Below are 25226 nucleotides of genomic sequence, written 5' to 3' on the forward strand. Positions count from 1 at the left end.
GTCGTGGGCATTCTGATTGGACTGGTGGTAACGCTCGGCTGCGTCCTTGGCGGCTTCATGGCCATGGGCGGCCATCTTCATGTGCTGATTCAGCCATGGGAAGCCGTGATCATCTGTGGTGCGGCTTTTGGCACCTTCCTCGTCGCCAATCCGATGAAGACGGTCAAGGACACCGGCAAGGGCATCCTCGAAGCCTTCAAGCAGGCGGTGCCGAAGGAACAGGACTATCTCGAGACGCTCGGCGTGCTGCACTCGCTGATGCGCGAGCTGCGCTCGAAATCCCGCAGCGAAGTCGAGGCGCATATCGACAATCCGGAAGAGTCGGCGATTTTCCAGGCGTTCCCAACCGTGCTGCATAACCACGACCTGACGCATTTCATCTGCGACTACTGCCGTATCATCATCATCGGCAATGCCCGCTCGCACGAGATCGAGGCGCTGATGGACGAAGAAATCCAGACCATCAAGTCCGACAAGATGAAGGCCTATCACGCGCTGGTGGCGGTGGGCGACGGCTTGCCGGCGCTCGGCATCGTCGCCGCCGTGCTCGGCGTGGTCAAGGCGATGGGCGCGCTCGACCAGTCGCCTGAAATCCTCGGCGGTTTGATTGGTGCCGCACTTGTCGGAACGTTCCTCGGCATCTTCCTGTCCTATTCGGTGGTCGGGCCGGTCGCCACCAAGATCAAGACAGTGCGCGAGAAGAAGAACCGCCTCTATATCATCGTCAAGCAGACGCTGCTGGCCTACATGAACGGTGCGCTGCCGCAGGTGGCGATCGAGTTCGGCCGCAAGACCATCTCGTCCTATGAACGGCCGACGATCGACGCCGTCGAACAGAGCACGATGAACACCGGTGCCGTCGAAAAGAAGGCCGCCTGAACGATGCACGACAGATCGGTCCCGGCACTGTCATGACCAGCCTGGGCAGTCCAGCGGAAGCGCGTTCGCTGATCATCGAGCGTCTGGTCGGTGACAGCGGCGAGGCCGCGCAGGTCATCGACGCAGGCCGCGCCATGGCCGAACGCGCCGTACCGCTGTTGCAGAAAAGCCTGACCAGCGAGCTTGGCGTTCCGGTCGTCGTCGAACTCAAAGCGATCGAGGTCAGCCGCGTTCCCGAGGCGCGTTCGCGTGCCGGCGACACGTTTGCCATGACCGTGATCGGCTCGTCGGCGTCCTCCGATGCGATGACCCTGGTGATCGATGCTCCGGCGATCGCGATCATGGTCTGCACGCTGTTCGGCGGCGACCCGGATCTGCCGGCATCGCCGATCGAACGCGATCTGTCGCAGATCGAAATCGATGTTTCGACCATGGTGTTCCAGCAGGTCGCGCAGGCCCTCAACGGATCGGGAAAGCGCTCGCTCGACCTGCGCCTGCCCGCGCCGCGAGCAATGTCCGGCACCGAGGCGAAGCGGTATGTGCTGCGCGATGGCGCGGCAATCCGTATCGTGCTTGGCATCTCGACGCCGGCCGATAGTGGCACCGTCACGGTGACGATGCCGCAGCGCGTCGTGCTGGCCAGCCGCGACGGAGCCGTTTCTGTCAGCGACGACGATCACGGCCCCAGCTGGCGCGCCCGCTTTTCGGAAGAGGTGATGCGCTCCACCGTGGCGCTCGAGGCCACGATGCCGCTGGCGCGGCTGACGCTCGGCGAGCTCGCCGGTTTCCAAATCGGCGACGTCATCGAATTCGAGGAAACGGCCCAGTCCCAGGCGCGTCTCAGCGCACGGGGCAAGACGCTGTTCGTATGCGAGTTCGGCAAACTGGGACAGAACTACACCGTCCGGATCAGGCATCCTTACGACGCCGGACAGGACTTTATCGACGGGCTGATGCCGGCAGCCGCCGGACGCGCCTGAGAATTTGGAGACGATCATGGCCAAAACCAAGGCGGAAGCCGACCTCGACCAGCCGGACGAGCAACTCGACCGTGCCATCGAAGAGTTGCGCGGTGTCCTGCATGAAGAGGAGCAGCGCCCCGATGCGGCGTTCAGGGCGGCCTCATCAGCCAATTCGAGCGTGATCATGAACATCCCCGTCGATGTCCAGATCATCCTCGGCAGCACGGAGATGCCGGTCTCCGATCTGATGGCGCTGCAAAAAGGGTCGACCGTGGCGCTCAATCGCCGCATCGGGGAACCTGTCGACGTCGTGGTCAACGGCCGCAAGATCGCGCGCGGCGAGATCACCGTGCTGGAAAGCGATCCGTCGCGTTTCGGCATCAGGCTGACCGAAATCATCGCCGGCACGAAGGGCGCCTAGACATGGTTTGCGGGGCTTGCCGGTGGCAGCGGAGGCGAGTGGCATGACGACGCCGGTGACCTTGACCCGCGCGCAGAAGGCGGCCGCCATACTTGTGGCGATGGGCAAGCCGTCGGCCAGCCGCCTGCTGAAATTCTTCAAGCAGGAAGAACTGAAGGCCCTGATCGAGGGCGCCCGCCTGCTGCGGACGATTCCGCAAAGCGATCTCGAACGTATCGTCGCCGAGTTCGAGGCCGAGTTCACGGAAGGGGCGGGATTGCTTGATTCCGCCGACAGGATGGACACCATCCTCAACGAATCGCTCTCGCCCGAAGAGATGAGCGCGATCATGGGCGACAAGAAATTCGAGGTCGCACCGGAAGGCCCGCCGCCGATCTGGCCCGAGCTCGAAAAGCTCGAGCCGGCGCGGCTTGGTGCCTTCCTGGCCGGTGAGCATCCGCAGACGGCGGCCATGGTGTTGTCGAAGCTGGCACCGCAGGTGGCGGCCAACGTGCTGCTGACACTGACCAAGCCGATGCGTGGAGAAATCATCAAGCGCATGGTGACGATGGCCAATGTTCCCGACGCTGCCGCCAGGATCGTCGAAAACCGGCTGCGTACCAGCGTGCTGGCGGAAACCTCGACCAAGGACACCTCGGCCGGGCAGGCGCGTGTCGCCAGCGTTCTCAACGAACTCGACAAGCCGCTGCTCGAGGAGGTCATGCAGGATCTGGAAGCCGCCGGCACGCCTGATCTCGACGGTGTGAGGGCCCGCCTGTTTGCTTTCGAGGACTTGCCGCTGCTCACTCAGAAAGCGCGGGTGCTGCTGTTCGACGGGCTGTCGACGGAGTTGGTCACGCTGGCCCTGCGCGGCACTTCGGCCGCACTCGCGGAATCGGTGCTGTCGGCCATCGGCGCCCGCTCGCGGCGCATGATCGAAGCCGAACTCGGACAGGGCTCGGACGGGGTCCCTCTCGCCGACATCACGGCGGCCCGCAAGACGATCGTTACGACGACGATCCGGCTGTCGCGCGAAGGCGCCTTCGAACTACCCTCGACCCAAGACGCCGCCTAAGACCGCGCCATGGCTGACGCGGTCGACAAGGATTCGAAAACCGAAGAGGCGACGGAAAAGAAGATCCGCGACACCGTCGAACAGGGCAAACTGCCCCATTCGCGGGAGACAGCGCTCTTTGCCTCGTTCGTTGCCATACTGGTGTTCACCGTCTTCTACGCCAAGGATGCGATCATTGATCTCGGCATGTTCCTGTCGATGTTCCTGGAGAAGCCGGAAGCCTGGCCGATGGACACGGAGACCGACGTCATCGCGCTCTACAAAATCGTCCTCCTCGAGGTTGGCCGCGCCGTCCTGAGCCTGATGGTGCTGCTGACCGTCGCCGGCGTCGGCGCCTCGGTGTTCCAGAACATGCCGCAATTCGTAGGCGAGCGGGTCCGGCCGCAACTCTCGCGCATTTCGATCGCCAAGGGGTGGAACAGGCTGTTCGGAATCCAGGGTTGGGTCGAGTTCCTGAAGTCACTCGGCAAGGTCGGGTTTGCCATCGTCGTGCTGAGCTTCACGCTGTCGGAAGACCACCGAAAGCTGCTCGCCGGGATGATCACCAATCCGGTCGCCTTCGGTCTCGTCATCCGCGGCATCGCCGTCGACATCCTGGTGGCGATCGTCTTCGTCATGGGGCTGATCGCGGCAATCGACATCGTCTGGTCGCGCTTCCACTGGAAGCAGGATCTGCGCATGAGCAAGCAGGAGGTCAAGGACGAGTTCAAACAGTCCGAGGGCGACCCGATCGTCAAGTCGCGGCTGCGCTCGCTGGCGCGCGACCGGGCGCGCAAGCGGATGATGACGGCGGTGCCGCGCGCGACGCTGATCATCGCCAACCCAACGCACTTCTCGATCGCGCTGAAATATGTGCGCGACGAGGACTCGGCACCCATGGTGCTGGCCAAGGGCCAGGATCTGGTGGCGCTGAAAATCCGAGAGATCGCGCGGGAACACAACATCCCGGTCTTCGAGGACGTGGCGCTCGCCCGCTCCATGTACAAGCAAGTTTCGGTCGATAGTGTAATCCCATCACAATTCTACCAGGCCGTCGCCGAACTGGTGCGGATCGTCTACTCGAAAAAGGCTGAGCGCAGACAGATTTCATGAACCGGCAACCGCACGCAAAATCCCGCGAGATCATCGTCGCCAGCGCCATCGAGCAGGTGGTGGGGGAACTCAGGCTGATCGATGTCGCCGACTACATCGCCTTTATCCGGCTGGAGCATTTCGCGTGCCTGTCGGACCTCGTCGATTCAGCGGTCGAGTTGTTCTTCATGCCGGGCACTCTGCGGCTCGGCCATGGCGGCGAGGCGCATGTCGACTGGAGCGGCAGCCCGCGCATCGTGCTCGATCTGGAACTGAGGCCGCCCGGCGTCACCGTCTATTTCCAGCTGACGCTGAGCGAGCTCGGCGCATCGGTGGCGGTCAACTACGTGTCGTTCGAGAAGCCGGGCGAAGACCCGGAGCACAATACGGCGCTGCTCGAGGCGGTGATCGAAGAGGCGCGTATCCGCAAGGTCGAGCCGCTCGCCTATCGCTGACCGTCGGTCGCCTTTCGAAGCGCTGTCGAATTCCCCTATTCGATCAAGCCCAGCCGCAGCGCCTTGGCAACGGCCTGGTTGCGATTGACGGCGTTGAGCTTCTGGGTCGATTGGGTCAGATACTGGTTGGCGGTGTGCACCGATAGCTTCAGGAGCCGCGCGATCTCTTCGCTGGTGTTGCCGTTGGCGGTCAGCTTCAGGCATTCGAGTTCGCGCTTGGAGATTGCGCGCATGCGGCCGGTATCGCCCGGACGGATGCGGGCGACGGCGGCGAACAGCGAAAAGCAGCGGGCGTGTATTTCGTAGAGCGCATCCTGCTGCAAGGTCATCTCCGAGCCCAGGAACACGACAAGACCGCATTGGCCGCGGTCGGCGTGAACAGGAAAAGCGATGCCGCTGGTTCCGGGCACCAGCGCCGCCATCTGCTCGGTCCAGGCGAGATCGCCAAACAGCTCCGCCATGGCAGGGACGCCGTCATCCGTCCACCAGCGCGGTTCGGTCGAGATGCGGGTGTGGCGCACGATCTCCTCGCCGTTGGCGCCTGAGATGAACTTGGTCGCCACGGCAATGCCGGGATAGTCGGAATCAAAGCATGGGACTAGCCGCGCCCGCTCGGGCGAGGGGCTTACGAAGAAGAGGCCGAAAGCCGAGGCATTCATGTCAACGGCGATCCAGCGGCAGCGGCGCACGGCATCGGGAATGGTGACCGCGTGATGGGTTTCGGAGCCAAGGGTGAAGGCTCCGAACGGGTTGCGCTGCTCGTTGAAAAGGGCTTCGGCCGTTTCCTTGATATCGGCGTGTTTCAAATGATGCCGCTCCTGATCGCCGTGGCGATGGCCATCGCGCGGTTGCTGGCCGCGAATTTCTGGATGGCGTGGGTGATGTAGCTGTTGACGGTGTTGGAGGAGACGCCAAGGATGACGGCGACCTCGTCGGTGGTCTTGCCTTCGGAAACCCAGAACAGGCATTCGCGCTCGCGATCCGACAACGGATCCTGCATGGCGGCAGCGGCAATCAGTTGCGGGATGTGCGAGAGCGCGTAGCAGCATTTCAGCTGCGCCCGCATCAGCGCCGGCTGGTCGATGCTGCCGGCGGTCGCCGCAGAGAACAGGGCGAACAGGCGCTGGCGACCGACATTGAGGCGCAGCGAATAGATTTCGGCATGGCCGAGCACGTCGAGAAGGCGGGCTTCCTCGCCGGTGATCAATCCGTCTGTTTCTGGTGCCCGGGATGCCACCAGCGGCTGTGGACGGATACCTGGCGCGACGGTGAGCGCGCCTTGCGCGAGCCCGGCGATCAGCCGCTTGCCGATCAGCTCGATGGCATCGAAAATCCAGTTGGAGGAGACGATGCGCGCATCGTTGCGGTCCTGGTCGTGGACGATGGCGACCAACATGTAGCTGTCGGCGCCGATCTCGGCGGTCAGTTGCATGAAAAAACTGGTGAGATCGCCGCGCGACGTCAGGCGCGAGCCCAATGTGTCGGATTGAAGAAGTGCGGCGGGACTGCTCATTCTTGTTGCTTTTGGCCGGAATCGTTTCTGCTGTCCGGATGCTGGAAGCCAGCCGCCGAACCCGAATACGCATTACTTTGACGAAGACACACGCGTGGCGCAGGGCTGCACCAACCAGATCCGAATCCATTCAGGGAACGCGAAGCCGTCCGCGTCTGGTGCCGGAAAAGCTCCGGAACAAGAGACTTTGGGTGGTCGCCGCGCCCCCCAAGGACCGGCTGATTCGGGTCTAATCTACCCGCAGTTGAATCTGACATCAAACGCGATTTGACAAAATCGAATCCGGTGGACTCAGGTGCGACTCAGAGCTCGGTTTTCGCGCCTCGGACAGAAGACCGGGACGCGAAAATCTTCGCCGGCCATCTCGGCGGCAGGTCGATTTCGCCGGGCTCGGGAGCATTGACAGACGGGCGCGCCGGTTGCTGTGCCGAAGGCTGGTGCCTTGGCCCGATAGTGGGAGCCGGGCGATGTTGCCGCCCGGTCCCGGTGGTCCTTTGCTTATGCCTGTCGTTGTCCCAAAATCGCTAGATGCTCCTGGACGATAGGCATTTACCGATCCTCGAACCCGGTCAGCACGCCGACCGCGTTGATGCCGATCTCCTCGACGGCATAGCCGCCTTCCATGACGAACAGCGTCGGCAGGCCGAGCCTGGCGATGCGGCGGCCGATCTTGGGATAATCCGATGTCTTCAGCTTGAATTGGCTGATCGGGTCCTTCTCGAACGTATCGACACCCAGAGAGACGATGACGACATCCGGTGCATAAGCGGTGAGCCTGGCGCAGGCATCCTCGAGCGAGGCGTTCCATGCATCCCAGTCGGTGCCGAAGGGCATTGGATAGTTGATGTTGAAGCCTTCGCCTTCGCCTTCTCCGCGTTCGTCGGCATGGCCGAGGAAGAACGGGTACTCGACCATCGGATCGCCATGCAGATTGAGCACCTGGACGTCGGCACGGTCGTAGAAGATCTCCTGCGTGCCGTTGCCGTGGTGATAATCGACATCGAGGATCGAGATGCGTTTGGCGCCCTGGTCGCGGAACCATTGCGCGGCGACGGCGGCGTTGTTGATGTAGCAATAGCCGCCCATGAAGCCGGCCCCGGCATGGTGGCCGGGCGGACGGCAGAGCGCGAAGGCGGAAGCCTCGCCGCCTTTGACCAGGCCGGCGGCGGACAGCGCCACATCGTAGGAAGACTTGATCGCCGCCCAGGTACCTTCGACGAAGGTGGCGCCGGCATCGAAGGAATAATAGCCCAGCAGCGCGTCGACGCGCTTTGGCGGCACGTCGCCGCGCAGGCCGCGCGTCGGCCAGGTGAAGGGCATCGCCGTGCCCGTGAGGCCTGCTTCCAGCCATTGCGGCCAGACCGTCGGGAGAAAGTCGATATAGTCTGATTTGTGGATGCGCTTGGCGGCGGCGAGGTCATGTTCGTGCGGCGCGATGATGGGACCCAGTTTCTCGCTTTCGACCCGTGCCTTGATGAATTCGGCCCTCGATGGCTTTTCGAAGCCCGGCACGATGGCCGATGTGACCAGTTCCATTTGGCCGGCATGGCCGGCGTGCAGGGGGGAGAAAACAGTCTTCATAAATTCCTCTCGAAGTGTGAAATCAGTCAAGATTCAAGATTGAGATAAGGGCTCACCAGAGCGAGCCACATGGTTTCCACATCGTCCTCGATGAGGTCGAACGTCCTGCGATCCTTTTTCAGCCCCACAAGCCGGCAAACGTGTCCGACCTCCATCATCAGCACACCGAGCCGGCTGGCGATCTTGTCTTCAAGTGCCGGGTTCACATGCTGCAGCCATGCGGCGTAGAGGGCGATGATCTGGTCGTCATATTCGTTCTGGATCGGCCTGAGGTCGGCGTTGCCTGAAATGGCCTCGATCACCGGCATCAGGCTGGCGTTTTCCAGGTAGAGCCTGGACGTGTCGGTGAAGAGCCTGCGCACTTCGCGCCGAAACTCTTCACGGTTGGTGGGCGGGGCGACCTTGATACGCTTGGCGATCACCTCGGGAAAGGATGACAGCCAGCGCCGGGCGAGGTCCAGAAGAATGGCTTCCTTGTTGGGAAAGTATTGGTAGATCGAACCAACCGACAAGCCTGCGCGCTGCGCAATGGCGAGCGTCGTCGGCGTCTTGGTTCCTTGCTCGCGCGTCAAGACCAGCGCTGCGTCGAGAATCCGGTCGACTACCTTGCTGGAGCGTTGTTGCCGCGGCTGTTTGCGCGGTTCGAGCGCTATCCTGGTTTTGCGGTCGAGACTGCGCTTCACCGTCCGATGTCCTCGTTCCCCGCCTGGTCTCAACATGGTGGGAGCTTGCTGTCCACAATACATTCCAGATTCGGTATGTTGACAAACGCGAATAATCAGTCGCATTCTTTATCCACGCTGCCTCTTGGGATGACAAGGGGAATTTCCAAGACAGCGCGCTGGCATTCTTTTTCGTCCCATGGCGCCGCTCCGGTGGAGTGGCAGGTCGTTGGACATGAGGGGTTGTCGGTCCCAGTCAGTCGTCAAAAGCGCGGAGTCGCGATGTCTGTCACAGGTGCGGGTCACAATGCGGATCTGATCGTCATCAACGGTCGTGTACGGACCATGGACGACGACAATCCCGCCGCCGAAGCCGTCGCCGTCAAGGACGGCGCCATCATCGCCATCGGCAGCCGCGCCTCCATCGAAGAGTTCAAGGGACCGACCACCAAGGTGATCGACGCCAAGGGGGGTTCGGTGGTCCCGGGGTTCATCGAAGCCCATATGCATTTGTTTTCGGGCGGGGCTGAACTTGCCCACCTTCAACTCACCGGTATTCATGGCTTCGAGGCGCTGCAGAAGGCGATCCGCGACTATGCGCCGACCCGGCCCGACGCCAAGATGCTGGTCGGCCAGGGCGTCGACTACACCGTGCTCGGCAGCGAGCGGGTGACGCGCCACCACCTCGACGCCATTTTGCCCGATCGCCCGTTCTGCATGGCCGCGCCTGACCATCACACCATGTGGGCCAACACCAAGGCGCTGGAAATGGCCGGCGTCCTGCAGGGGCGCACGCTTGGGCCGGGCAATGAGATCGTCATGGGCGACGACGGACTGGCCGCGGGTGAATTGCGCGAAGGCGAGGCCTTTGGCCCGGTGCTCGACCTTGCCGGCGAAGGCCGGGTGCGGCTGGGGCTGTCGACCGGCGGCGAGCCGGACCCGATGCCGACGACGGCCGAGCGGGACGCCGACCGCGACATCATGCGGCGCGGGCTCGCCTGGTGCGCCCGCCACGGCATCACCTCGATCCAGAACATGGACGGCAATCTCTATCAACTTGAGCTGCTGGCCGAGATCGACGCCGAGGAAGGTTTGCCCTGCCGCGTCAAGATCCCGTTCCACTACAAGAATTTCATGACGCTCGACATGCTCGACAAGGCGTCCGATATGGCCGAACGCTACAACAGCGAATGGCTGTCGTCGGGCATGGTCAAGGTGTTCTACGACGGCGTTCTCGATTCCTGGACAGCTGTAATGGTCGAGCCCTATGCCGACCGCCCGGACTGGGTTGGCGAGCCGCTGTTCACGCCGCAACAATTCATCGATCTGGCCGTCGCGGTCGACAGACGCGGGTTGCAGATCGCCGTGCACTCGATCGGCGACGGCGCGGTGCGCGCGGTGCTCGACGGTTATGAGGCGGCGCAGAAGGCGAACGGCAAGCGCGACAGCCGTCACCGTGTCGAGCACATCGAGGTCACCACCACGGCTGATGTGCCGCGTTTCGCCGAACTCGGCGTCATTGCCTCCATGCAACCGCCGCATCCGCCCGGCGCCATGGATTTTCCGTTGGAGCCGACAGTGTCTCGCATCGGGCCGGCGCGCTGGCCGCTGAGCTATGCCTGGCGGACCTTGAAGGATGCCGGCGCGCATGTCGTCTTCGCATCCGATTGGCCGGTGTCGCCGATCGATCCGATCCTGGGCATTCAGGCGGCAGTGTTGCGCAAACCGTGGGCAGAAAGCGACCCGGACCAGAGTTTCTCACTGCATGAAGCGATCGCCGGTTACACGATCGAGGGCGCCTACGCCGAATTCGCCGAGCACCGCAAGGGCACGCTGAAATCAGGCTACATGGCCGATCTGGTGGTTTTGTCGATGGATATCGAGAACACCGCCCCGGCCGACCTGCACAAGGTGCGGCCGGTGACGACGATTTGCGGCGGCAAGGTCACCTATCAGGCCTGACTATGGCATGGGGCTTGCAGGCCTCAATGACTGATTGAACTGTGACCCAATGCCGGGCTTGCCAACCCACCGGCCATGTGGTCACATCGAACAGGGGAAGAGCTCCGCCAGCAAGAGCGGGGTCAACAGTGAGGCGTAATCGTGCCGGACAAACCGGATCGGAATGCGATTGAAGTAGTAAACGTCAGCAAAATTTTCGGATCAGGTGAGGGGCAGGTAGCTGCCCTCGACACGGTCTCGGTATCTATCCGGGAGAACGAATTCTTCACGTTGCTGGGGCCATCCGGCTGCGGCAAGACGACGTTGCTCAGGCTGATCGCCGGCTTCGACTTTCCAACCGCCGGTGAAATCCTGCTCTACGGCCAGGACATCGCGCCGCTGCCGCCCTTCAAGCGGCCGGTTAACACCGTTTTCCAGTCCTATGCGCTGTTCCCGCACATGACGGTCGCCGACAATATCGGCTTTGGCCTGGAAATGCTGGGCAAGCCGAAGGCGGAGATCAAGGCGCGCGTCGCCGAGATGCTGAAGCTGGTCAAGATGGAGGCACTCGCTGGTCGTCGCACCAGCCAGATCTCCGGCGGCCAGCAGCAGCGCGTGGCTTTGGCCCGCGCTTTGGCGCCGCAGCCGAAGGTGCTTTTGCTCGATGAGCCGCTGTCGGCGCTTGACTACAAGCTGCGCAAGGAGATGCAGATCGAGTTGAAACGGCTGCAGCACGAGACCGGTATCACCTTCATCTTCGTCACCCACGACCAGGAAGAAGCGCTGACCATGTCAGACCGCATCGCGGTGATGTCATCGGGCAAGATCCTGCAGGTCGGTTCGCCCTGGGATATCTACGACAAGCCGGCGGAGCGCTTCGTCGCCGACTTCATCGGTGAAACCAACTTCCTCACCGCCGCCATCAGCGAGATGGCCAACGGCAAGGCGCGCGCCACGCTCAAATCCGGTGCGACCATCGAGGCGACCGTGGCCCAGGGTTTCCAGCCCAAATCCAACGCCACGGTGGTGGTTCGGCCCGAACACGCCAAGCTGACCAAGGCCAAGGGCGAACTGTCGGGGACGGTCGAAAACATCGTCTATTTCGGCACCGACACCCACATCCATGTTCATCTCGACAGTGGCGAACTCTTCACCGTACGCCAGCAGAACACGCGCAGCGCGGGCTGCGGTTTCGAGAAGGGCGACGCAGTCGGCATCCTCATCGGCAGCGATGCCGCTCAGGTCCTGAAGGACTGACGATGGCGACCGCGGAAGAAGTCGCCAAGGCAGCGGAGCGGCGCGATGTCCGTGACCGCTGGCTTTTGTCAGCGCCAGCGCTGCTGGTCATTTTCCTCGCCGCGACCGGCCCCTTGCTGATCGTGCTCGTCTACTCGTTCCTGACGCCAGGCTCCTATGGCGACGTGAAGTGGCAGTTCTCGCCGGAAGCCTGGACATCGGTGTTTCTGGAACGCGATATCTTCGACGACACGCTTTCGATCGCCGCCGCCCACGTCACCATCTTCCTGCGCTCGATCAAGCTCTCGGTGGTGACGACGATCGCCACTTTGGTGCTTGGTTTCCCGACCGCCTATTTCATGGCGACGCGCAGCGAAAAGACCCGCGATCTCTGGCTGTTCCTGATTACCATTCCGTTCTGGACCAACCTTTTGATCCGCACCTTCGCGGTGCTGCAGATCATCCGCAACGAAGGCATCGTCAACACGATCCTGCTCAAGCTCGGCATCATCTCGGCGCCCATCCAGATACTCTACACCGACACGGCGATCCTGATCGGCATGGCCTATGTCTACCTGCCACTGATGGTGCTGCCGATCTATGCCAGCATGGAAAAGCTCGATTTCCGGTTGGTCGAGGCGGGGTACGACCTTTACGCGTCGCGCTTCCAGGTGCTGCGGCGGATCATCTTTCCGCTGGTCAAGCCGGGCGTCATCGCCGGCTCCATACTGGTCTTCATTCCAGCGCTTGGCGCCTATGTGACACCGAGCGTTCTTGGCGGCGGCAAGAACATGATGCTGTCCAACCTGATCGAATTGCAGTTCGGGCAGGGCCGCAACTGGCCACTCGGCTCGGCGCTGTCGATCGCCGTCATGATCATCGTCATGGTGGCGCTGCTTGCCTATGTGCGCAATGCCGGCAAGTCGGGGGTACGTCATGGCTAAGAACTTTTCCATCAAGCACCAGCCAGGATTCACCGCGATCGCCGCGACCTGCTTTATCGTGCTGTATCTGCCGATCATCGTGCTGGTCATCTATGCCTTCAACGCGGCGAGCTCGACCTCCGAATGGGGCGGCTTTTCGCTGAAATGGTTCCAGTCGGCATGGCAGAACACGCAGGTCGTCGATGCCACGCTGCGTTCCTTCCAGATTGGCTCCATCGCGGCGGTGCTCTCCACGATCTTTGCCACCATGGCGGCGCTCGCCACCACCCGCACCGCGCCCTATCCCGGCCTCACCTTCAAATATGCGGCGATCAACCAGCCGCTGATGGTGCCCGAGATCGTCACCGGCGTGGCGCTGCTGATCTTCTTCTCGCGCATCAAGATCTTCACCGGCTATTCCGGCATCGGCTATCTGGTCGCCGCGCACACGGCGTTCTGCATTCCCTTTGCCTATTTGCCGATCCGGGCGCGGCTTGAGAATATGGACCTGACGCTGGAGCGTGCCGCAGCCGACCTCTACGCGACGCCCTGGAAGGCTTTCCGGCGCATCACGCTGCCGCTTCTGTGGCCCGGCATCCTGGCCGGGCTGATGCTGGCCTTCGTCATCTCGCTCGACGACGTCGTCATCACCGAGTTCGTCAAATCAGGCGGCCAGGACACGCTGCCCACCTACATGCTCGGCCAGATCCGCCGCGGCATCACACCCGAGATCAACGCGATATCGACCGCCTTCCTGCTGCTTTCGGTCGCGATCGTCACGTTGTTTTTCTTCGTCAGCAGGAAACGAGACTGAACCGAAAAATGGGAGTTAAAACCATGAACTGGAAGACAACAGCAACCGCCATGGGGTTGGCGTGGCTCGCCTCGACGGGCCTGGCCCGCGCCGACGGCGTGCTCAACATCTACAATTGGGGCAACTACACCAGCCCCGACGTGATCAAGAAGTTCGAGGCCAAATACAACGTCAAAGTGACCATCACCGACTACGATTCCAACGACACCGCGCTGGCCAAGGTTCGCCAGGGAGGCACCGGCTTCGACATTGCGGTGCCGTCGCAGACCTACGTGCCGATCTGGATCAAGGAAGGCCTCATCCAGGAGACCGATCCTGGCAAGATGGAAAACTTCAAGAACGTGGCGCCGGAATGGGCCAATCCCGATTTCGATCCGGGTCGCAAATACAGTGTTCCATGGGCGTGGGGCACGATCGGCGTGGTCGTCAACACCGATGCCTACAAGGGGCCGGCCGATAGCTGGGGTATCATCTTCAACACGCCTGACGAGCTCAAGGGGAAGGTCAATGTCGTTCCGGAGATGGGCGATGTGATGTTCGCCGCGATCAAGTATGTCGGCGGCCAGCAATGCACCGACGACAAGGCGGTGCTGAAGAAGGTGCGCGACCTGCTGGTGGCGGCCAAGCCGAACTGGATCGCGATGGAATACAACACCATCGAGAAGATGGGCGCCGGCGACTTCAAGGCGACCAGCGACTGGAACGGCTCGGCGCTGCGCCAGCGGCTGGCCAACCCGGCCATCCACTACAACTATCCGAAAGAAGGCTTCGGCCTGTGGAGCGACAACGTCGTCGTTCTGAAGGAAGCCAAGAACGTCGAGAACGCCAAGCTTTTCCAGAACTTCATCATGGATCCGGAAAACGCGGCAGGTCTCTCGGCCTTCCATCGCTACGCCAATGCCATCACCGGCTCGGACAAGTACATGCCGGCCGACATGAAGGACGCGCCCGAAGTCATCATTCCGGCCGCGGACAAGCCACGCGGCGAGCTGCAGCAGATGTGCTCGCCGGAGACCCAGGAAATTTACACCAAGATCTGGACCGAGTTGCAGAAATAAACTGGGTTCGACGGACCCGGCGGCACACGCCGCCGGGTCCGTTTTCATGTTCAAAGGACTCGGCCGTCATGGACTCCTATCGCAATTCCGATCCGCGGCCGCCGATCATGCAGGGCTCGCCGCCCGCCATGGTACCGCCGAAGCTCGACTGGGACCGGCCGCCGTGGAACCGCTGGGCGTTCCAGAACATCCGTGAAATTCTGCCGACCGCCGAAGTCTGGCGCGGCAATGGCCATCGCCACCGCTTCGAACGCGCCGAGGCCGATCTCGACGGGCTGACGGTCGAGGACAGCACAGGCGCGCCGACGACGCTCGCCGGGCTGCTCGACGAGACCTATACGGACGGCTTCCTGGTGCTCAAGGACGGCAAGGTCGCCTATGAGCGCTACTTCAACGGCATGGATGAGCGCACGCTGCACCTGTCGCAGTCGATGGCGAAGTCCCTTACCGGTTCGGTGTTCGGCATACTGGTTGGGCGCGGCCTGATCGATCCGGCCAGACCGGTAACGGACTACCTGCCGGAGCTCGGCGTTACCGGCTGGGCCGGCGCCAGTGTGCAGCATGTGCTGGACATGACCAGCGGCGTCCGCTTCTCCGAGGAATACACCGACCGCTATTCGGACATTGGGCAGGTCGATGTCGCCACCGGCTGGAAGCCGGTGCCGCCGGGCAGCGATCCGGCCTTTCGCTGGCCATCGCACATGTTCGAGCTGATCCTGGGCTTGAAGGAAACGATCCGGCCGCATGGTGCCCAATTCGAATACCGCTCGATCGAGACCGACGTGCTTGCCTTCATCATGGAACGGGTGACGGGCAAACGGCTTCCGCAGCTGGTTTCGGAAGAACTCTGGCAAAAGCTCGGCGCTGATGAAAGCGCCTGCTTCACGGTCGACAGCGCCGGCTATGCGGTGGCCGACGGCGGCTTCAACGCGACGCTGCGCGACTATGGCCGCTTCGGCCAGCTGATCCTCGACAATGGTGGCGGCGTCGTGCCGGCCGGCTGGGTCGAGGCGACGCGCAACGGCAGGCATGGGCCGGACTTCAGCCCCAGCCTGCCGGAGGGCAGCTATCGCAACCAGTTCTGGATCGAGGACCCGCGCTCGCGCGCACTGATGTGCCGCGGCGTGTTCGGTCAGATGATCCATATCAACTGGAACACCGGAATGGTCGTGGTGAAGCTTTCGACCTGGCCGGATTTCGCCAATGGTGCCTATTCCATAGCAACGCTGAAGGCCGTGCACGCTATCGCCACGGCACTTCGCTAAGCCCCACAAAGAAGAAACGACCCGGAAGGAAACGCCATGACCGGCAAGACCGTGTTCGAGACCCGCTATGGCTTCCGGCGCAACCAGGTGGTGCTCGCCAACTGGCGCGAGAACCCGTTCAACCGGTGGTCGTTCCAGAATCTCGGCGAACTGGTGCCGACCGCCCGCGTGGCGGCGACGTCGGGGGTTGTCGAAACCCCCGTGCGCGATATGGGCGGCCTACTCGGCGAGAAGGTCGTGATCGCCGGCACACCGGAGACGGTGGCTGAATTTCTCGCACGTTCGAGCACCGACGCACTGACGGTGATGAAAGGCGGCAAGATCGTCGGCGACTGGTTCGCCCCGCATATGGATTTCGGCGCCCGCCACATCATCTTCTCGATCAGCAAGTCGGTGACAGCCATCATCGCCGGCATATTGCAAGGCGAGGGGATGTTCGACCCGGAAGCGCCTGTGACGGCCTACATCCCTGAAGCCGCCGGCTCTGCCTATGGCGATGCGAGCGTGCGGCATGTGCTCGACATGAGCGTCAGCCTCGATTTCGAGGAGGCCTATCTCGATCCGGAGAGCGCTTTCGCCCGCTATCGTCGCGCCACGCTGTGGAATCCGGGCGGCGGCACGGAGAGCCTGCGCGAATTCATTTTGACCTTGCAACGCCTTGCAGAGCCGCATGGCCAGACCTTCCGCTACCGCTCGCCGAATTCCGACCTGCTCGGCCTGCTGCTCGAGCGTGCGTCGGGCCAGCGTTTTGCCGACCTGATGCGCGAGAAGCTGTGGCTGCCGCTCGGCGCTGTCAGCGAAGCCTCGATCGGCGTCGACATGGAGGGCACGGCGCGCACGGCCGGCGGCATTTCGGTGACGCCGCGCGACCTGGCGCGTGTCGGCGAGATGATGCGGCAAGGCGGGGTGGCCAATGGCCGCCGCATCGTGCCCGAGGTGTGGGTGCGCGACACGACCAGCACCGGCGGCAGTGCGGACGCCTGGCAGCGCGGTGCGATGCTGCCACTGTTTCCCAAAGGTCGTTACCGGAACAAATGGTACCAGACTGGACACGAGAACGGCGCCTATTGTGGCATCGGCATCCATGGTCAGTGGCTGTATGTCGATCCCAGGACCGAAGTGGTGATCGCCAAGATGTCGTCGCAGCCGGAGCCGGTCGACGATCCGCTCGATGTCGAGATCGTCGCCTTCTTCGAGGCGCTGAGCCGCATGGTCTAGACTGGGCCCGAGCCGCCACATTAGCGCACGCTTTCCTGTGGACCCGCCGGGCTGATCAAAGCGCGGCGGTTGGCGGGCCGGACGTCTGCGCCTATGGTCGCCGCTCTTTTCGATGAGAGCAGGAACGACATGGCATCCGACATCAAGCGCATCGCAGCCATCATCGCGGCCGAGATCAACGCGCGGCCAGAACAGGCGGCCGCGGCGATCGGGCTGCTGGACGAGGGCGCGACAGTGCCGTTCGTGGCGCGCTACCGCAAGGAAGTCACCGGCGGGCTGGACGACACGCAATTGCGTGACCTTGCCGAACGGCTTGCCTATCTGCGCGAGCTCGACGCTCGCCGCGACACCATCCTTGGCTCGATCCGCGAACAGGGCAAGCTGACCGAGGAGCTTGCAGGCAAGATCGTCGCCGCCAGCACCAAGGCGGAACTTGAGGACATCTACCTGCCCTACAAGCCCAAGCGCCGGACCAAGGCCGAGATCGCCAGGGAGCGCGGGCTGGGGCCGCTGGCCGAAGCCATCTTGGCGAACCGCTCATTGGTGCCTGCCGAACTGGCGCTGGCCTATGTCAGCGAAGAGGTGGCCGATACCAAGGCGGCGCTCGAAGGGGCGCGCGACATCCTGTCGGAACAATTCGCCGAGAATGCCGATCTGGTCGGAAAATTGCGCAGCTACATGAAGGAGCGCGCCTTCATGCGCGCCGGGGTGGTCGACGGCAAGCAGGAGGCCGGCGCGAAGTTCTCCGATTATTTCGACCATGTCGAGCGCTGGGCAAATGTGCCGAGCCATCGCGCGCTGGCGATGCTGCGCGGCCGCAACGAGGAAGTGCTGTCGCTCGACATCGAGGTCGATGCCGATGATACGTCGCCGGTGAAGCCGGTCGAGCGGATGATCGCCAACGCCTATGCTATAGGCGGCAATTTGCCGGGTGACAGATGGCTGATGGAGGTGGCGGGCTGGACCTGGCGCATAAAACTGTCGCTGCACCTGACGCTCGATTTGATGCGCGACCTGCGCGAGCGGGCAGAAGAGGAAGCGATCCACGTCTTTGCCCGAAACCTCAAGGATTTGCTGCTGGCGGCGCCCGCCGGCTCGCGCGCGACGATGGGGCTCGACCCCGGCATCCGCACAGGTGTCAAGGTGGCGGTGGTCGACGGCACCGGCAAGGTGCTGACAACGACGACGGTCTATCCGTTTCCGCCGAGGAACGATGTGCGCGGCACCCAGGCCGAACTCGCCAAGCTCATCCGCCTGCACAAGGTCGAGCTGATCTCGATCGGCAACGGCACCGGCAGCCGCGAGACGGAAAAGCTGGTCGCCGAGATGCTGTCCGACATGCCGGCGGATGGTGGTCCGAAGCCGCTGAAGGTGATCGTCAGCGAGGCCGGCGCCTCGGTCTATTCGGCATCGGCGACGGCGGCGGCGGAATTCCCTGGCCTCGACGTGTCGTTGCGCGGTGCCGTCTCGATTGCCCGGCGGCTGCAGGATCCGCTGGCCGAACTGGTCAAGATCGAGCCCAAATCGATCGGCGTCGGCCAGTACCAGCATGATGTCGACCAGTACCGTCTCGGCCGCTCGCTGGAAGCGGTGGTGGAAGACGCGGTCAACGCCGTCGGCGTCGATCTCAACACCGCCTCGGCGCCGCTGCTGGCGCGCGTTTCAGGTCTCGGCGCGTCTCTGGCCGATGCGATCGTCGCGCATCGCGATGCGACCGGCCCCTTCGCCAGCCGCAAAGACCTGCTCAAGGTGCCGCGGCTCGGACCTCGCGCATTCGAACAATCCGCCGGCTTCCTGCGCATTGCCAATGGCAGCGAGCCGCTCGATGCCTCGTCGGTGCATCCGGAGGCCTATGGCGTGGCCAAGAAGATCGTCGCCGCCTGCGGGCGCGATGTGCGGTCGTTGATGGGCGACAGTGCAGCACTCAAGGCGCTCGATCCGCGCGTCTTCGTCGACGAGCGTTTCGGCTTGCCGACTGTGCGCGACATCCTGGCGGAGCTGGAAAAGCCCGGCCGCGACCCGCGCCCAGGCTTCAAGACGGCGACCTTCGCCGACGGCATCGACGACATCAAGGATCTGAAGCCCGGCATGCTGCTTGAAGGCACGGTCACCAATGTGGCCGCCTTCGGCGCCTTTATCGATATCGGAGTCCATCAGGACGGGCTGGTGCATGTCTCGCAACTGGCCGACCGGTTCATCAAGGACGCGCACGAGGTCGTGAAGGCCGGCGATGTGGTGAAGGTGCGCGTCGTTGATGTCGACATCAAGCGCAAGCGCATCGCGCTATCCATGCGCAAGGATGGTGGCGAAGGCGGCGCGTCGAAAGGTGGGCCGCGCGATACCGGAGGGGGCAGGCTGGCACCGCGTTCGCCGACGCCGCAGCGCCAGCCGGAAAGGCCGGCGCAGCAAGGCGCGTTCGGCGCTGCGCTGGCGGATGCGCTGAAGCGGAAGTAGTTACCACGCCAGAACGGCCGGCTCCTTCTCGACCTGGCCCAGCAGCCAGTCGCGAAAACTGGCGACTGGCGGATGGCCGCGCTTGTCGTGTGGGACGACGAGATAGTAGGCGCTGCGGCTTTGCATGGGCTGGCCTGGCGCCGGCACCAGCTGGCCGCGCTGCAATTCGCCTGCAATGAGGATCAGCGGCAGCAGCGCCACGCCGAGCCCCGCCATGCTGGCCTGGGCGGCGGTGCCGAACTGCTCGAACTGCATGCCGGGCCCGGTCGGCGCGCTCAGGCCCTGATGCTCGAACCATTCCGTCCACGCGCCAGGGCGCGTCGCCATATGCAGCAGCGGCAGGCGGCCGATATCGGCCGGTGTGGCGATGGCGCGGCCGGCGAGGAATTCGGGCGATACCACCGGCGCCACCGTTTCGCGCACCAGCAGTGTGGAGTCGGCCTCAGGCCAGTCCGGCAGGCCATAGTGGATGGCGGCATCCAGCCTCTCCCTGGCGAAGTCGAAGCGACCGACGCGGGTGACGAAATTGATGGTGATATCGGGATTGTTTTCGACGAAATCGGGGATCATCGGCATCAGCCAGCGCGTGCCGAAGGTCGGCAATATGGCAAGGTTCAGGATGCCGCTATGCCGATTGCTCATCAATCCAAGGGCTGCGTCACGCAACTGGCCAAGTGCTGAACGCACCGCCTCGGCGTAGATTTCGCCCGATGTCGACAGCCTGACATTGCGGCTGTCGCGCTCGAATAGCCGGCGGCCGAACTGATCTTCCAGCAACCTGATCTGCCGGCTGACCGCGCCCTGGGTCAGATCGAGCTCCTGGGCGGCAGCGGTGAAACTGCCTAGCCGGGCCACAGCCTCGAAGGCGGCAAGGGCGCTTATGTTGGGCAAAAGGCGGCGCTGGACACTCATGATCCATTCCTAACGCTCATTGATCGGTGAATCAATTTCGTTTGATTTTTTCGAGGCGCAAGCCGATAGAACGGGCCAAGATTTTGCTTCATGCATGCCGTCATTTTGAGCGACATGCATTGTTTGGGAGAAACGCGATGGCCGCCGACAAGAACGCATTCGTCTGGGAAGATCCGTTCCTGATCGAGGGCCAGCTTTCGGAAGACGAGCGCATGGTGCGCGACGGTGCGGCCGCCTTCGCCGCCGACAGACTGGCGCCGCGAATCGAGGATGCCTACCTCAACGAGACATTCGACACCGCGATCTTCCGTGAAATGGGCGAGGCCGGCCTGCTCGGCATCAACATCCCCGAGGAATTCGGCGGGCTTGGCGCGAACTATGTGACCTACGGGCTGGTCGCGCGGGAAGTCGAACGTGTTGACTCGGGTTATCGCTCCATGATGTCAGTGCAGTCGTCGCTGGTGATGTATCCGATCTACGCCTATGGCTCGGACGAGCAGCGCAAGAAGTACCTGCCCAAGCTTGCCAGCGGCGAGTGGATCGGCTGTTTCGGCCTGACCGAGCCGGATGCCGGCTCCGATCCGGGCGGCATGAAGACACGCGCCGAGAGGACAGCCAACGGCTACAAGCTGTCCGGTTCGAAGATGTGGATTTCCAACGCGCCGGTCGCCGACGTGTTCGTCGTCTGGGCGAAGCTGAAGGGCGAGAACGGCAAGGACGAGATCCGTGGCTTCGTGCTGGAAAAGGGCATGGAGGGGCTTTCGGCGCCGAAGATCGGCGGCAAGCTGTCGCTGCGGGCGTCGATCACCGGCGAAGTGGTGATGGAAGGCGTGGAGGTCGGCGAGGACGCGCTGCTGCCCAACGCAAAGGGCCTTGGCGGACCGTTCGGATGCCTCAACCGGGCTCGCTTCGGCATTTCCTGGGGCTCGATGGGCGCCGCCGAGGATTGCTGGCACCGCGCCCGCCAATACGGTCTCGACCGCAAGCAGTTCGGCAAGCCGTTGGCCGGCACGCAGCTTTACCAGAAGAAGCTCGCCGACATGCAGACCGAGATCGCGCTGGGATTGCAGGCATCCTTGCGTGTCGGGCGGTTGCTGGATGAAGGCAAGATGGCGCCGGAAATGATCTCGATCGTCAAGCGCAACAATTGCGGCAAGGCGCTCGACATCGCCCGCCAGGCCCGCGACATGCATGGCGGCAACGGCATCCAGATCGGCTACCACGTCATGCGCCACGCGCAGAACTTGGAGACGGTCAACACCTATGAAGGCACGCATGACGTGCATGCGCTGATCCTGGGAAGGGCGCAGACGGGGATACAGGCGTTTTTCTGAGCCGGCAACCGTTGCTTAAATTAGGTGCACCGCAACATCTCTGCTTGGAGAATGGCGGCCTGATGTGTCAGGGTTCGGCGAAATCGTTGAAACGCTGAATTCCGGGGCTTCATGGCAATTCTGGCAGCCGTCTATCACCTGACCCATTACAAATATGACCGGCCGGTGGTTCTCGGGCCCCAGATCATCAGGCTGCAGCCGGCGCCGCATTCCCGCACCAAGGTGCTCAGTCATTCGCTCAAGGTCGAGCCGGCGAACCATTTCGTCAATCTGCAGCAGGATCCTTACGGCAATTTCCTCGCCCGCTTCGTCTTTCCGGAGCCGGTGACGGAGTTGAAGATCGAGGTCGACCTCGTCGCCGACATGACGGTCTACAACCCGTTTGATTTCTTCGTCGAGCCGTCGGCCGAGGCGTTTCCGTTCGAGTATCCGGAAGAAATCCGCGACGATCTCGCCATCTATCGCACCCCGGAACCGGCGGGACCGCTGCTGTCGGCGCTGCTGAAGACCATCGATCGCAGCGCAGCCAACACCGTCAATTTCCTGGTCGACCTCAATGCGCGGCTGCAGCGCGAGATCGCCTATATCGTGCGCATGGAAACCGGGGTGTTCTCGCCGGAAGAGACCTTGGCCGCGAAAAAGGGGTCTTGCCGGGATTCGAGCTGGCTGCTGGTGCAGATCCTACGCAATCTCGGTATCGCGGCACGCTTCGTTTCCGGCTATCTGGTCCAGTTGAAGCCCGATCTGGTGGCGCTGGACGGTCCGCCGGGAACGGCGACAGACTTCACCGATCTGCATGCGTGGTGCGAGGTCTATCTTCCCGGCGCCGGCTGGATCGGCTTCGATCCGACCTCGGGCCTGCTCACCGGCGAAAGCCATGTGCCGCTGGCCGCCACGCCGCATTTCCGCAACGCGGCCCCGATTTCCGGCATGGCGAGCTTCGCCAATGTCGAATTCGGCTTCGAGATGCGGGTCGACCGCATCGCCGAGCATCCGCGCATCACCAAGCCGTTTTCGGACGAAAGCTGGCAGGCGCTCGACGCGTTGGGCAACAAGGTCGATGCAGCGCTTGCTGCCGGCGACGTGCGGCTGACGATGGGCGGCGAGCCGACTTTCGTGTCGATCGACGATTTCGAGTCGGCCGAGTGGAACACCGCCGCCGTCGGTCCCACCAAGCGTGAAAAGGCGGACGAACTGATCCGTAAACTGCGCGAGCGCTTCGCGCCCGGCGGCTTTCTCCATTACGGCCAGGGCAAATGGTATCCGGGCGAAAGCCTGCCGCGCTGGACCTTTTCGCTCTACTGGCGTGCCGACGGCCAGCCGGTGTGGAGCGATCCGTCGCTGATCGCACGCGAAAAGAGCGAGGCCGATATCGGCCCGAAGCAGGCCGAAAGCCTGCTCACCGCGATTGCCGGCGAACTCGGCATCGACAAGGCCATGGTCAGCGAAGCCTATGAGGATCCGGCCGAATGGCTGCTCAAGGAAGGCAAGCTGCCCGACAATGTCGATCCGTCCAACTCCAGGCTGGAGGATCCGGAAGAACGCAGCCGCATGGCGAAAGTGTTCGAACGCGGGCTGACCAAACCGTCCGGCTATGTGCTGCCCGTCCAGCGCTGGAACAGCCAGGCATCGGATCCGCGCTGGCGCTCGGAAAAATGGAAGACGCGGCGCGGCCGGCTGTTCCTGGTGCCAGGCGATTCACCGGTCGGCTACCGGCTGCCGCTCGGCACGTTGCCCTATGTGCCGCCCGAGCAATTCCCCTATATCGTGCCGGTCGATCCGTCACTGCCGCGCGGCCCGCTGCCCGCGCGTGAAGCCATACTGGCCGGACCGGCTCCAGCCGAACTCGAAGGCGCCGACGAGATGGCGCGCCGCCAGCAGGCGGCATCGTTCACCGCTGCGACCGGCCAGCAGGAGCGGGTCGAGCAGGAGATCACCGAGATTGGCGGCGCTGTGCGCACCGCGCTTTCGGTCGAACCGCGCGACGGGCGGCTGTGCGTGTTCATGCCGCCTGTCGAGGCGCTGGAAGACTATCTCGAACTGGTCGCGGCGGCCGAGAACGCGGCAAAGGCGATCGGCCTTCCCGTGCATATCGAGGGCTACGGCCCGCCTCACGATCCGCGCCTCAACGTCATCCGCGTTGCGCCTGATCCCGGCGTCATCGAGGTCAACATCCATCCTGCTTCCAACTGGCAGGATTGCGTGGCGACGACGACGGCGATCTATGAGGAAGCGCGGCAGACACGGCTTGGCGCCGACAAGTTCATGATCGATGGGCGCCACACCGGCACCGGCGGCGGCAACCATGTCGTGGTCGGCGGTGCGACACCCAATGACAGCCCGTTCCTGCGAAGGCCGGACCTGTTGAAGAGCCTGGTGCTGCAATGGCAGCGCCATCCGTCGCTGTCCTATCTGTTCTCCGGCCTGTTCATCGGGCCGACCAGCCAGGCGCCACGCTTCGACGAAGCCCGTCACGACTCGCTCTACGAGCTTGAGATCGCGATGGCGCAGGTGCCGCATCCGGACCAGGGCAACGCACCCTTGCCATGGCTGGTCGACCGGCTGTTCCGCAATTTGTTGACCGACGTCACCGGCAATACGCATCGTTCGGAAATCTGCATCGACAAGCTGTTTTCGCCGGACGGACCGACCGGTCGGCTGGGGCTGGTCGAATTCCGCGGCTTCGAGATGCCGCCCAATGCACGCATGAGCCTCGCGCAGCAACTGCTTGTCAGGGCGATCATTGCCCGCGCGTGGAAAAGCCCGCTCGACGGCCGTTTCGTGCGCTGGGGCACATCGCTGCATGACCGCTTCATGCTGCCGCATCATGTCTGGGCCGATTTCCTCGACGTGCTCGACGACCTCAAGCTCAACGGCTTCGAATTCAGGCCCGAATGGTTCGACGCCCAGCTCGAATTCCGCTTCCCGTTCTGCGGCGAGGTTCAGCATGCCGGCATCAAGCTGGAGCTGCGCCAGGCGCTGGAGCCGTGGCATGTGATGGGCGAGCAAGGCGCGATCGGCGGCACCGTGCGCTTCGTCGATTCCTCGGTCGAACGGCTGCAGGTCAAGACCGAAGGGCTGAACCCGGAGCGCCACGCAGTCGTCTGCAACGGCCGCATCGTGCCGATGAAGGTCACTGATAATCGCGAAGTGGCGGTGGCGGGTGTCCGCTTCAAGGCCTGGCAGCCGGCATCGGGCCTGCATCCGGCGCTGCCGGTCAACACGCCACTGGTCTTCGACATCTATGACCGCTGGTCGGGGCGTGCGGTCGGCGGCTGCGTCTACCATGTCGCCCATCCCGGCGGGCGCAATTACGACACCTTTCCGGTCAATGGCAACGAGGCGGAAGCTCGGCGGCTCGCCCGCTTCGAACCGCGCGGCCATACGCCATCCGCCTATGTGATCCGTGAAGAACAACCGGCGGAAGATTTCCCGATGACCCTTGACCTTCGGCGGCCGGCAAGACTCTGATC

Annotated in this window: 21 protein-coding genes; 16 read left to right on the plus strand and 5 right to left on the minus strand. The window is 63.2% G+C overall.

Annotation, left to right across the window (positions count from 1 at the left end):
* Positions 1 to 3 precede the first annotated feature (3 nt).
* From motA to NKI66_RS11630, 6 genes are read left to right on the plus strand one after another with little or no spacing between them, the layout of a single operon-like run.
* Entirely contained in the window at positions 4 to 879 is an 876-nt protein-coding gene (gene motA / locus NKI66_RS11605; RefSeq protein WP_352613298.1) for a flagellar motor stator protein MotA, read from the plus strand.
* Between the two features lie 32 nt (positions 880 to 911).
* Entirely contained in the window at positions 912 to 1859 is a 948-nt protein-coding gene (locus NKI66_RS11610; protein WP_128304925.1) for a FliM/FliN family flagellar motor switch protein, read from the plus strand.
* 16 nt (positions 1860 to 1875) lie between these two features.
* Positions 1876 to 2262 (plus strand): flagellar motor switch protein FliN, encoded by a 387-nt coding sequence (gene fliN, locus NKI66_RS11615; protein WP_023809994.1) that lies wholly within the window; start codon positions 1876 to 1878, stop codon positions 2260 to 2262.
* Positions 2263 to 2305: 43 nt separating this feature from the next.
* Positions 2306 to 3316 (plus strand): flagellar motor switch protein FliG, encoded by a 1011-nt coding sequence (locus tag NKI66_RS11620; protein WP_352751662.1) that lies wholly within the window; start codon positions 2306 to 2308, stop codon positions 3314 to 3316.
* Between the two features lie 9 nt (positions 3317 to 3325).
* A complete protein-coding gene (gene flhB, locus NKI66_RS11625) occupies positions 3326 to 4408 on the plus strand; it encodes a flagellar biosynthesis protein FlhB (RefSeq protein ID WP_023809992.1) in 1083 nt (360 codons plus the stop codon).
* Positions 4405 to 4842: a BspJ family T4SS effector nucleomodulin gene (locus NKI66_RS11630; protein ID WP_023809991.1), complete on the plus strand. Its 438-nt coding sequence runs from the start codon at positions 4405 to 4407 to the stop codon at positions 4840 to 4842. Before flhB ends, NKI66_RS11630 begins: the two co-directional genes overlap by 4 nt.
* A gap of 35 nt (positions 4843 to 4877) precedes the next feature.
* On the opposite strand, the gene NKI66_RS11635 is transcribed toward NKI66_RS11630, so the two are convergent.
* The 4 genes from NKI66_RS11635 to NKI66_RS11650 form a co-directional block, all read right to left on the minus strand.
* The gene (locus tag NKI66_RS11635) at positions 4878 to 5648 is read right to left on the minus strand and encodes a response regulator transcription factor (RefSeq protein WP_023809990.1); all 771 of its coding nucleotides are present in this window, start codon (positions 5646 to 5648) and stop codon (positions 4878 to 4880) included.
* Complete coding sequence (locus NKI66_RS11640; protein ID WP_128304928.1) at positions 5645 to 6355, minus strand: helix-turn-helix transcriptional regulator; 711 nt, start codon at positions 6353 to 6355, stop codon at positions 5645 to 5647. Before NKI66_RS11640 ends, NKI66_RS11635 begins: the two co-directional genes overlap by 4 nt.
* A gap of 549 nt (positions 6356 to 6904) precedes the next feature.
* The gene (locus NKI66_RS11645; protein WP_352751664.1) at positions 6905 to 7936 is read right to left on the minus strand and encodes a histone deacetylase family protein; all 1032 of its coding nucleotides are present in this window, start codon (positions 7934 to 7936) and stop codon (positions 6905 to 6907) included.
* Between the two features lie 26 nt (positions 7937 to 7962).
* The gene (locus tag NKI66_RS11650; protein ID WP_352677091.1) at positions 7963 to 8724 is read right to left on the minus strand and encodes a TetR/AcrR family transcriptional regulator; all 762 of its coding nucleotides are present in this window, start codon (positions 8722 to 8724) and stop codon (positions 7963 to 7965) included.
* A 156-nt stretch (positions 8725 to 8880) separates the two neighbouring features.
* Here NKI66_RS11650 and NKI66_RS11655 point away from each other — a divergent pair, with 156 nt between their 5' ends.
* The 8 genes from NKI66_RS11655 (at position 8881) to NKI66_RS11690 (ending at position 19507) form a co-directional block, all read left to right on the plus strand.
* The gene (locus NKI66_RS11655; RefSeq protein WP_352677092.1) at positions 8881 to 10560 is read left to right on the plus strand and encodes an amidohydrolase; all 1680 of its coding nucleotides are present in this window, start codon (positions 8881 to 8883) and stop codon (positions 10558 to 10560) included.
* A gap of 141 nt (positions 10561 to 10701) precedes the next feature.
* The gene (locus NKI66_RS11660; RefSeq protein WP_352441909.1) at positions 10702 to 11796 is read left to right on the plus strand and encodes an ABC transporter ATP-binding protein; all 1095 of its coding nucleotides are present in this window, start codon (positions 10702 to 10704) and stop codon (positions 11794 to 11796) included.
* Positions 11797 to 11798: 2 nt separating this feature from the next.
* Positions 11799 to 12719: an ABC transporter permease gene (locus NKI66_RS11665; RefSeq protein ID WP_352441910.1), complete on the plus strand. Its 921-nt coding sequence runs from the start codon at positions 11799 to 11801 to the stop codon at positions 12717 to 12719.
* Positions 12712 to 13512 (plus strand): ABC transporter permease, encoded by an 801-nt coding sequence (locus NKI66_RS11670; RefSeq protein WP_023809983.1) that lies wholly within the window; start codon positions 12712 to 12714, stop codon positions 13510 to 13512. The genes NKI66_RS11665 and NKI66_RS11670 overlap by 8 nt, the downstream gene beginning before the upstream one ends.
* A gap of 23 nt (positions 13513 to 13535) precedes the next feature.
* Positions 13536 to 14570, plus strand: coding sequence for an ABC transporter substrate-binding protein (locus tag NKI66_RS11675; RefSeq protein ID WP_352751666.1), 1035 nt, complete (start codon positions 13536 to 13538; stop codon positions 14568 to 14570).
* Positions 14571 to 14638: 68 nt separating this feature from the next.
* Entirely contained in the window at positions 14639 to 15835 is a 1197-nt protein-coding gene (locus NKI66_RS11680; RefSeq protein ID WP_128304933.1) for a serine hydrolase domain-containing protein, read from the plus strand.
* A 36-nt stretch (positions 15836 to 15871) separates the two neighbouring features.
* Positions 15872 to 17053 (plus strand): serine hydrolase domain-containing protein, encoded by a 1182-nt coding sequence (locus tag NKI66_RS11685; protein ID WP_128304934.1) that lies wholly within the window; start codon positions 15872 to 15874, stop codon positions 17051 to 17053.
* Positions 17054 to 17182: 129 nt separating this feature from the next.
* A complete protein-coding gene (locus NKI66_RS11690; protein WP_352751668.1) occupies positions 17183 to 19507 on the plus strand; it encodes a Tex family protein in 2325 nt (774 codons plus the stop codon).
* Here NKI66_RS11690 and NKI66_RS11695 read toward each other — a convergent pair whose 3' ends face one another.
* A complete protein-coding gene (locus tag NKI66_RS11695) occupies positions 19508 to 20419 on the minus strand; it encodes a LysR family transcriptional regulator (protein WP_352751670.1) in 912 nt (303 codons plus the stop codon).
* Positions 20420 to 20556: 137 nt separating this feature from the next.
* On the opposite strand from NKI66_RS11695, the gene NKI66_RS11700 reads away from it, so the two are divergent.
* Positions 20557 to 21753, plus strand: coding sequence for an acyl-CoA dehydrogenase (locus tag NKI66_RS11700; protein WP_023809977.1), 1197 nt, complete (start codon positions 20557 to 20559; stop codon positions 21751 to 21753).
* 111 nt (positions 21754 to 21864) lie between these two features.
* Complete coding sequence (locus tag NKI66_RS11705; protein ID WP_352613209.1) at positions 21865 to 25224, plus strand: transglutaminase family protein; 3360 nt, start codon at positions 21865 to 21867, stop codon at positions 25222 to 25224.
* The last annotated feature ends 2 nt before the right edge of the window (positions 25225 to 25226 follow it).

This window comes from Mesorhizobium sp. M0518 (assembly GCF_040321125.1).
In the GTDB taxonomy this organism is placed as follows: Bacteria; Pseudomonadota; Alphaproteobacteria; order Rhizobiales; family Rhizobiaceae; genus Mesorhizobium.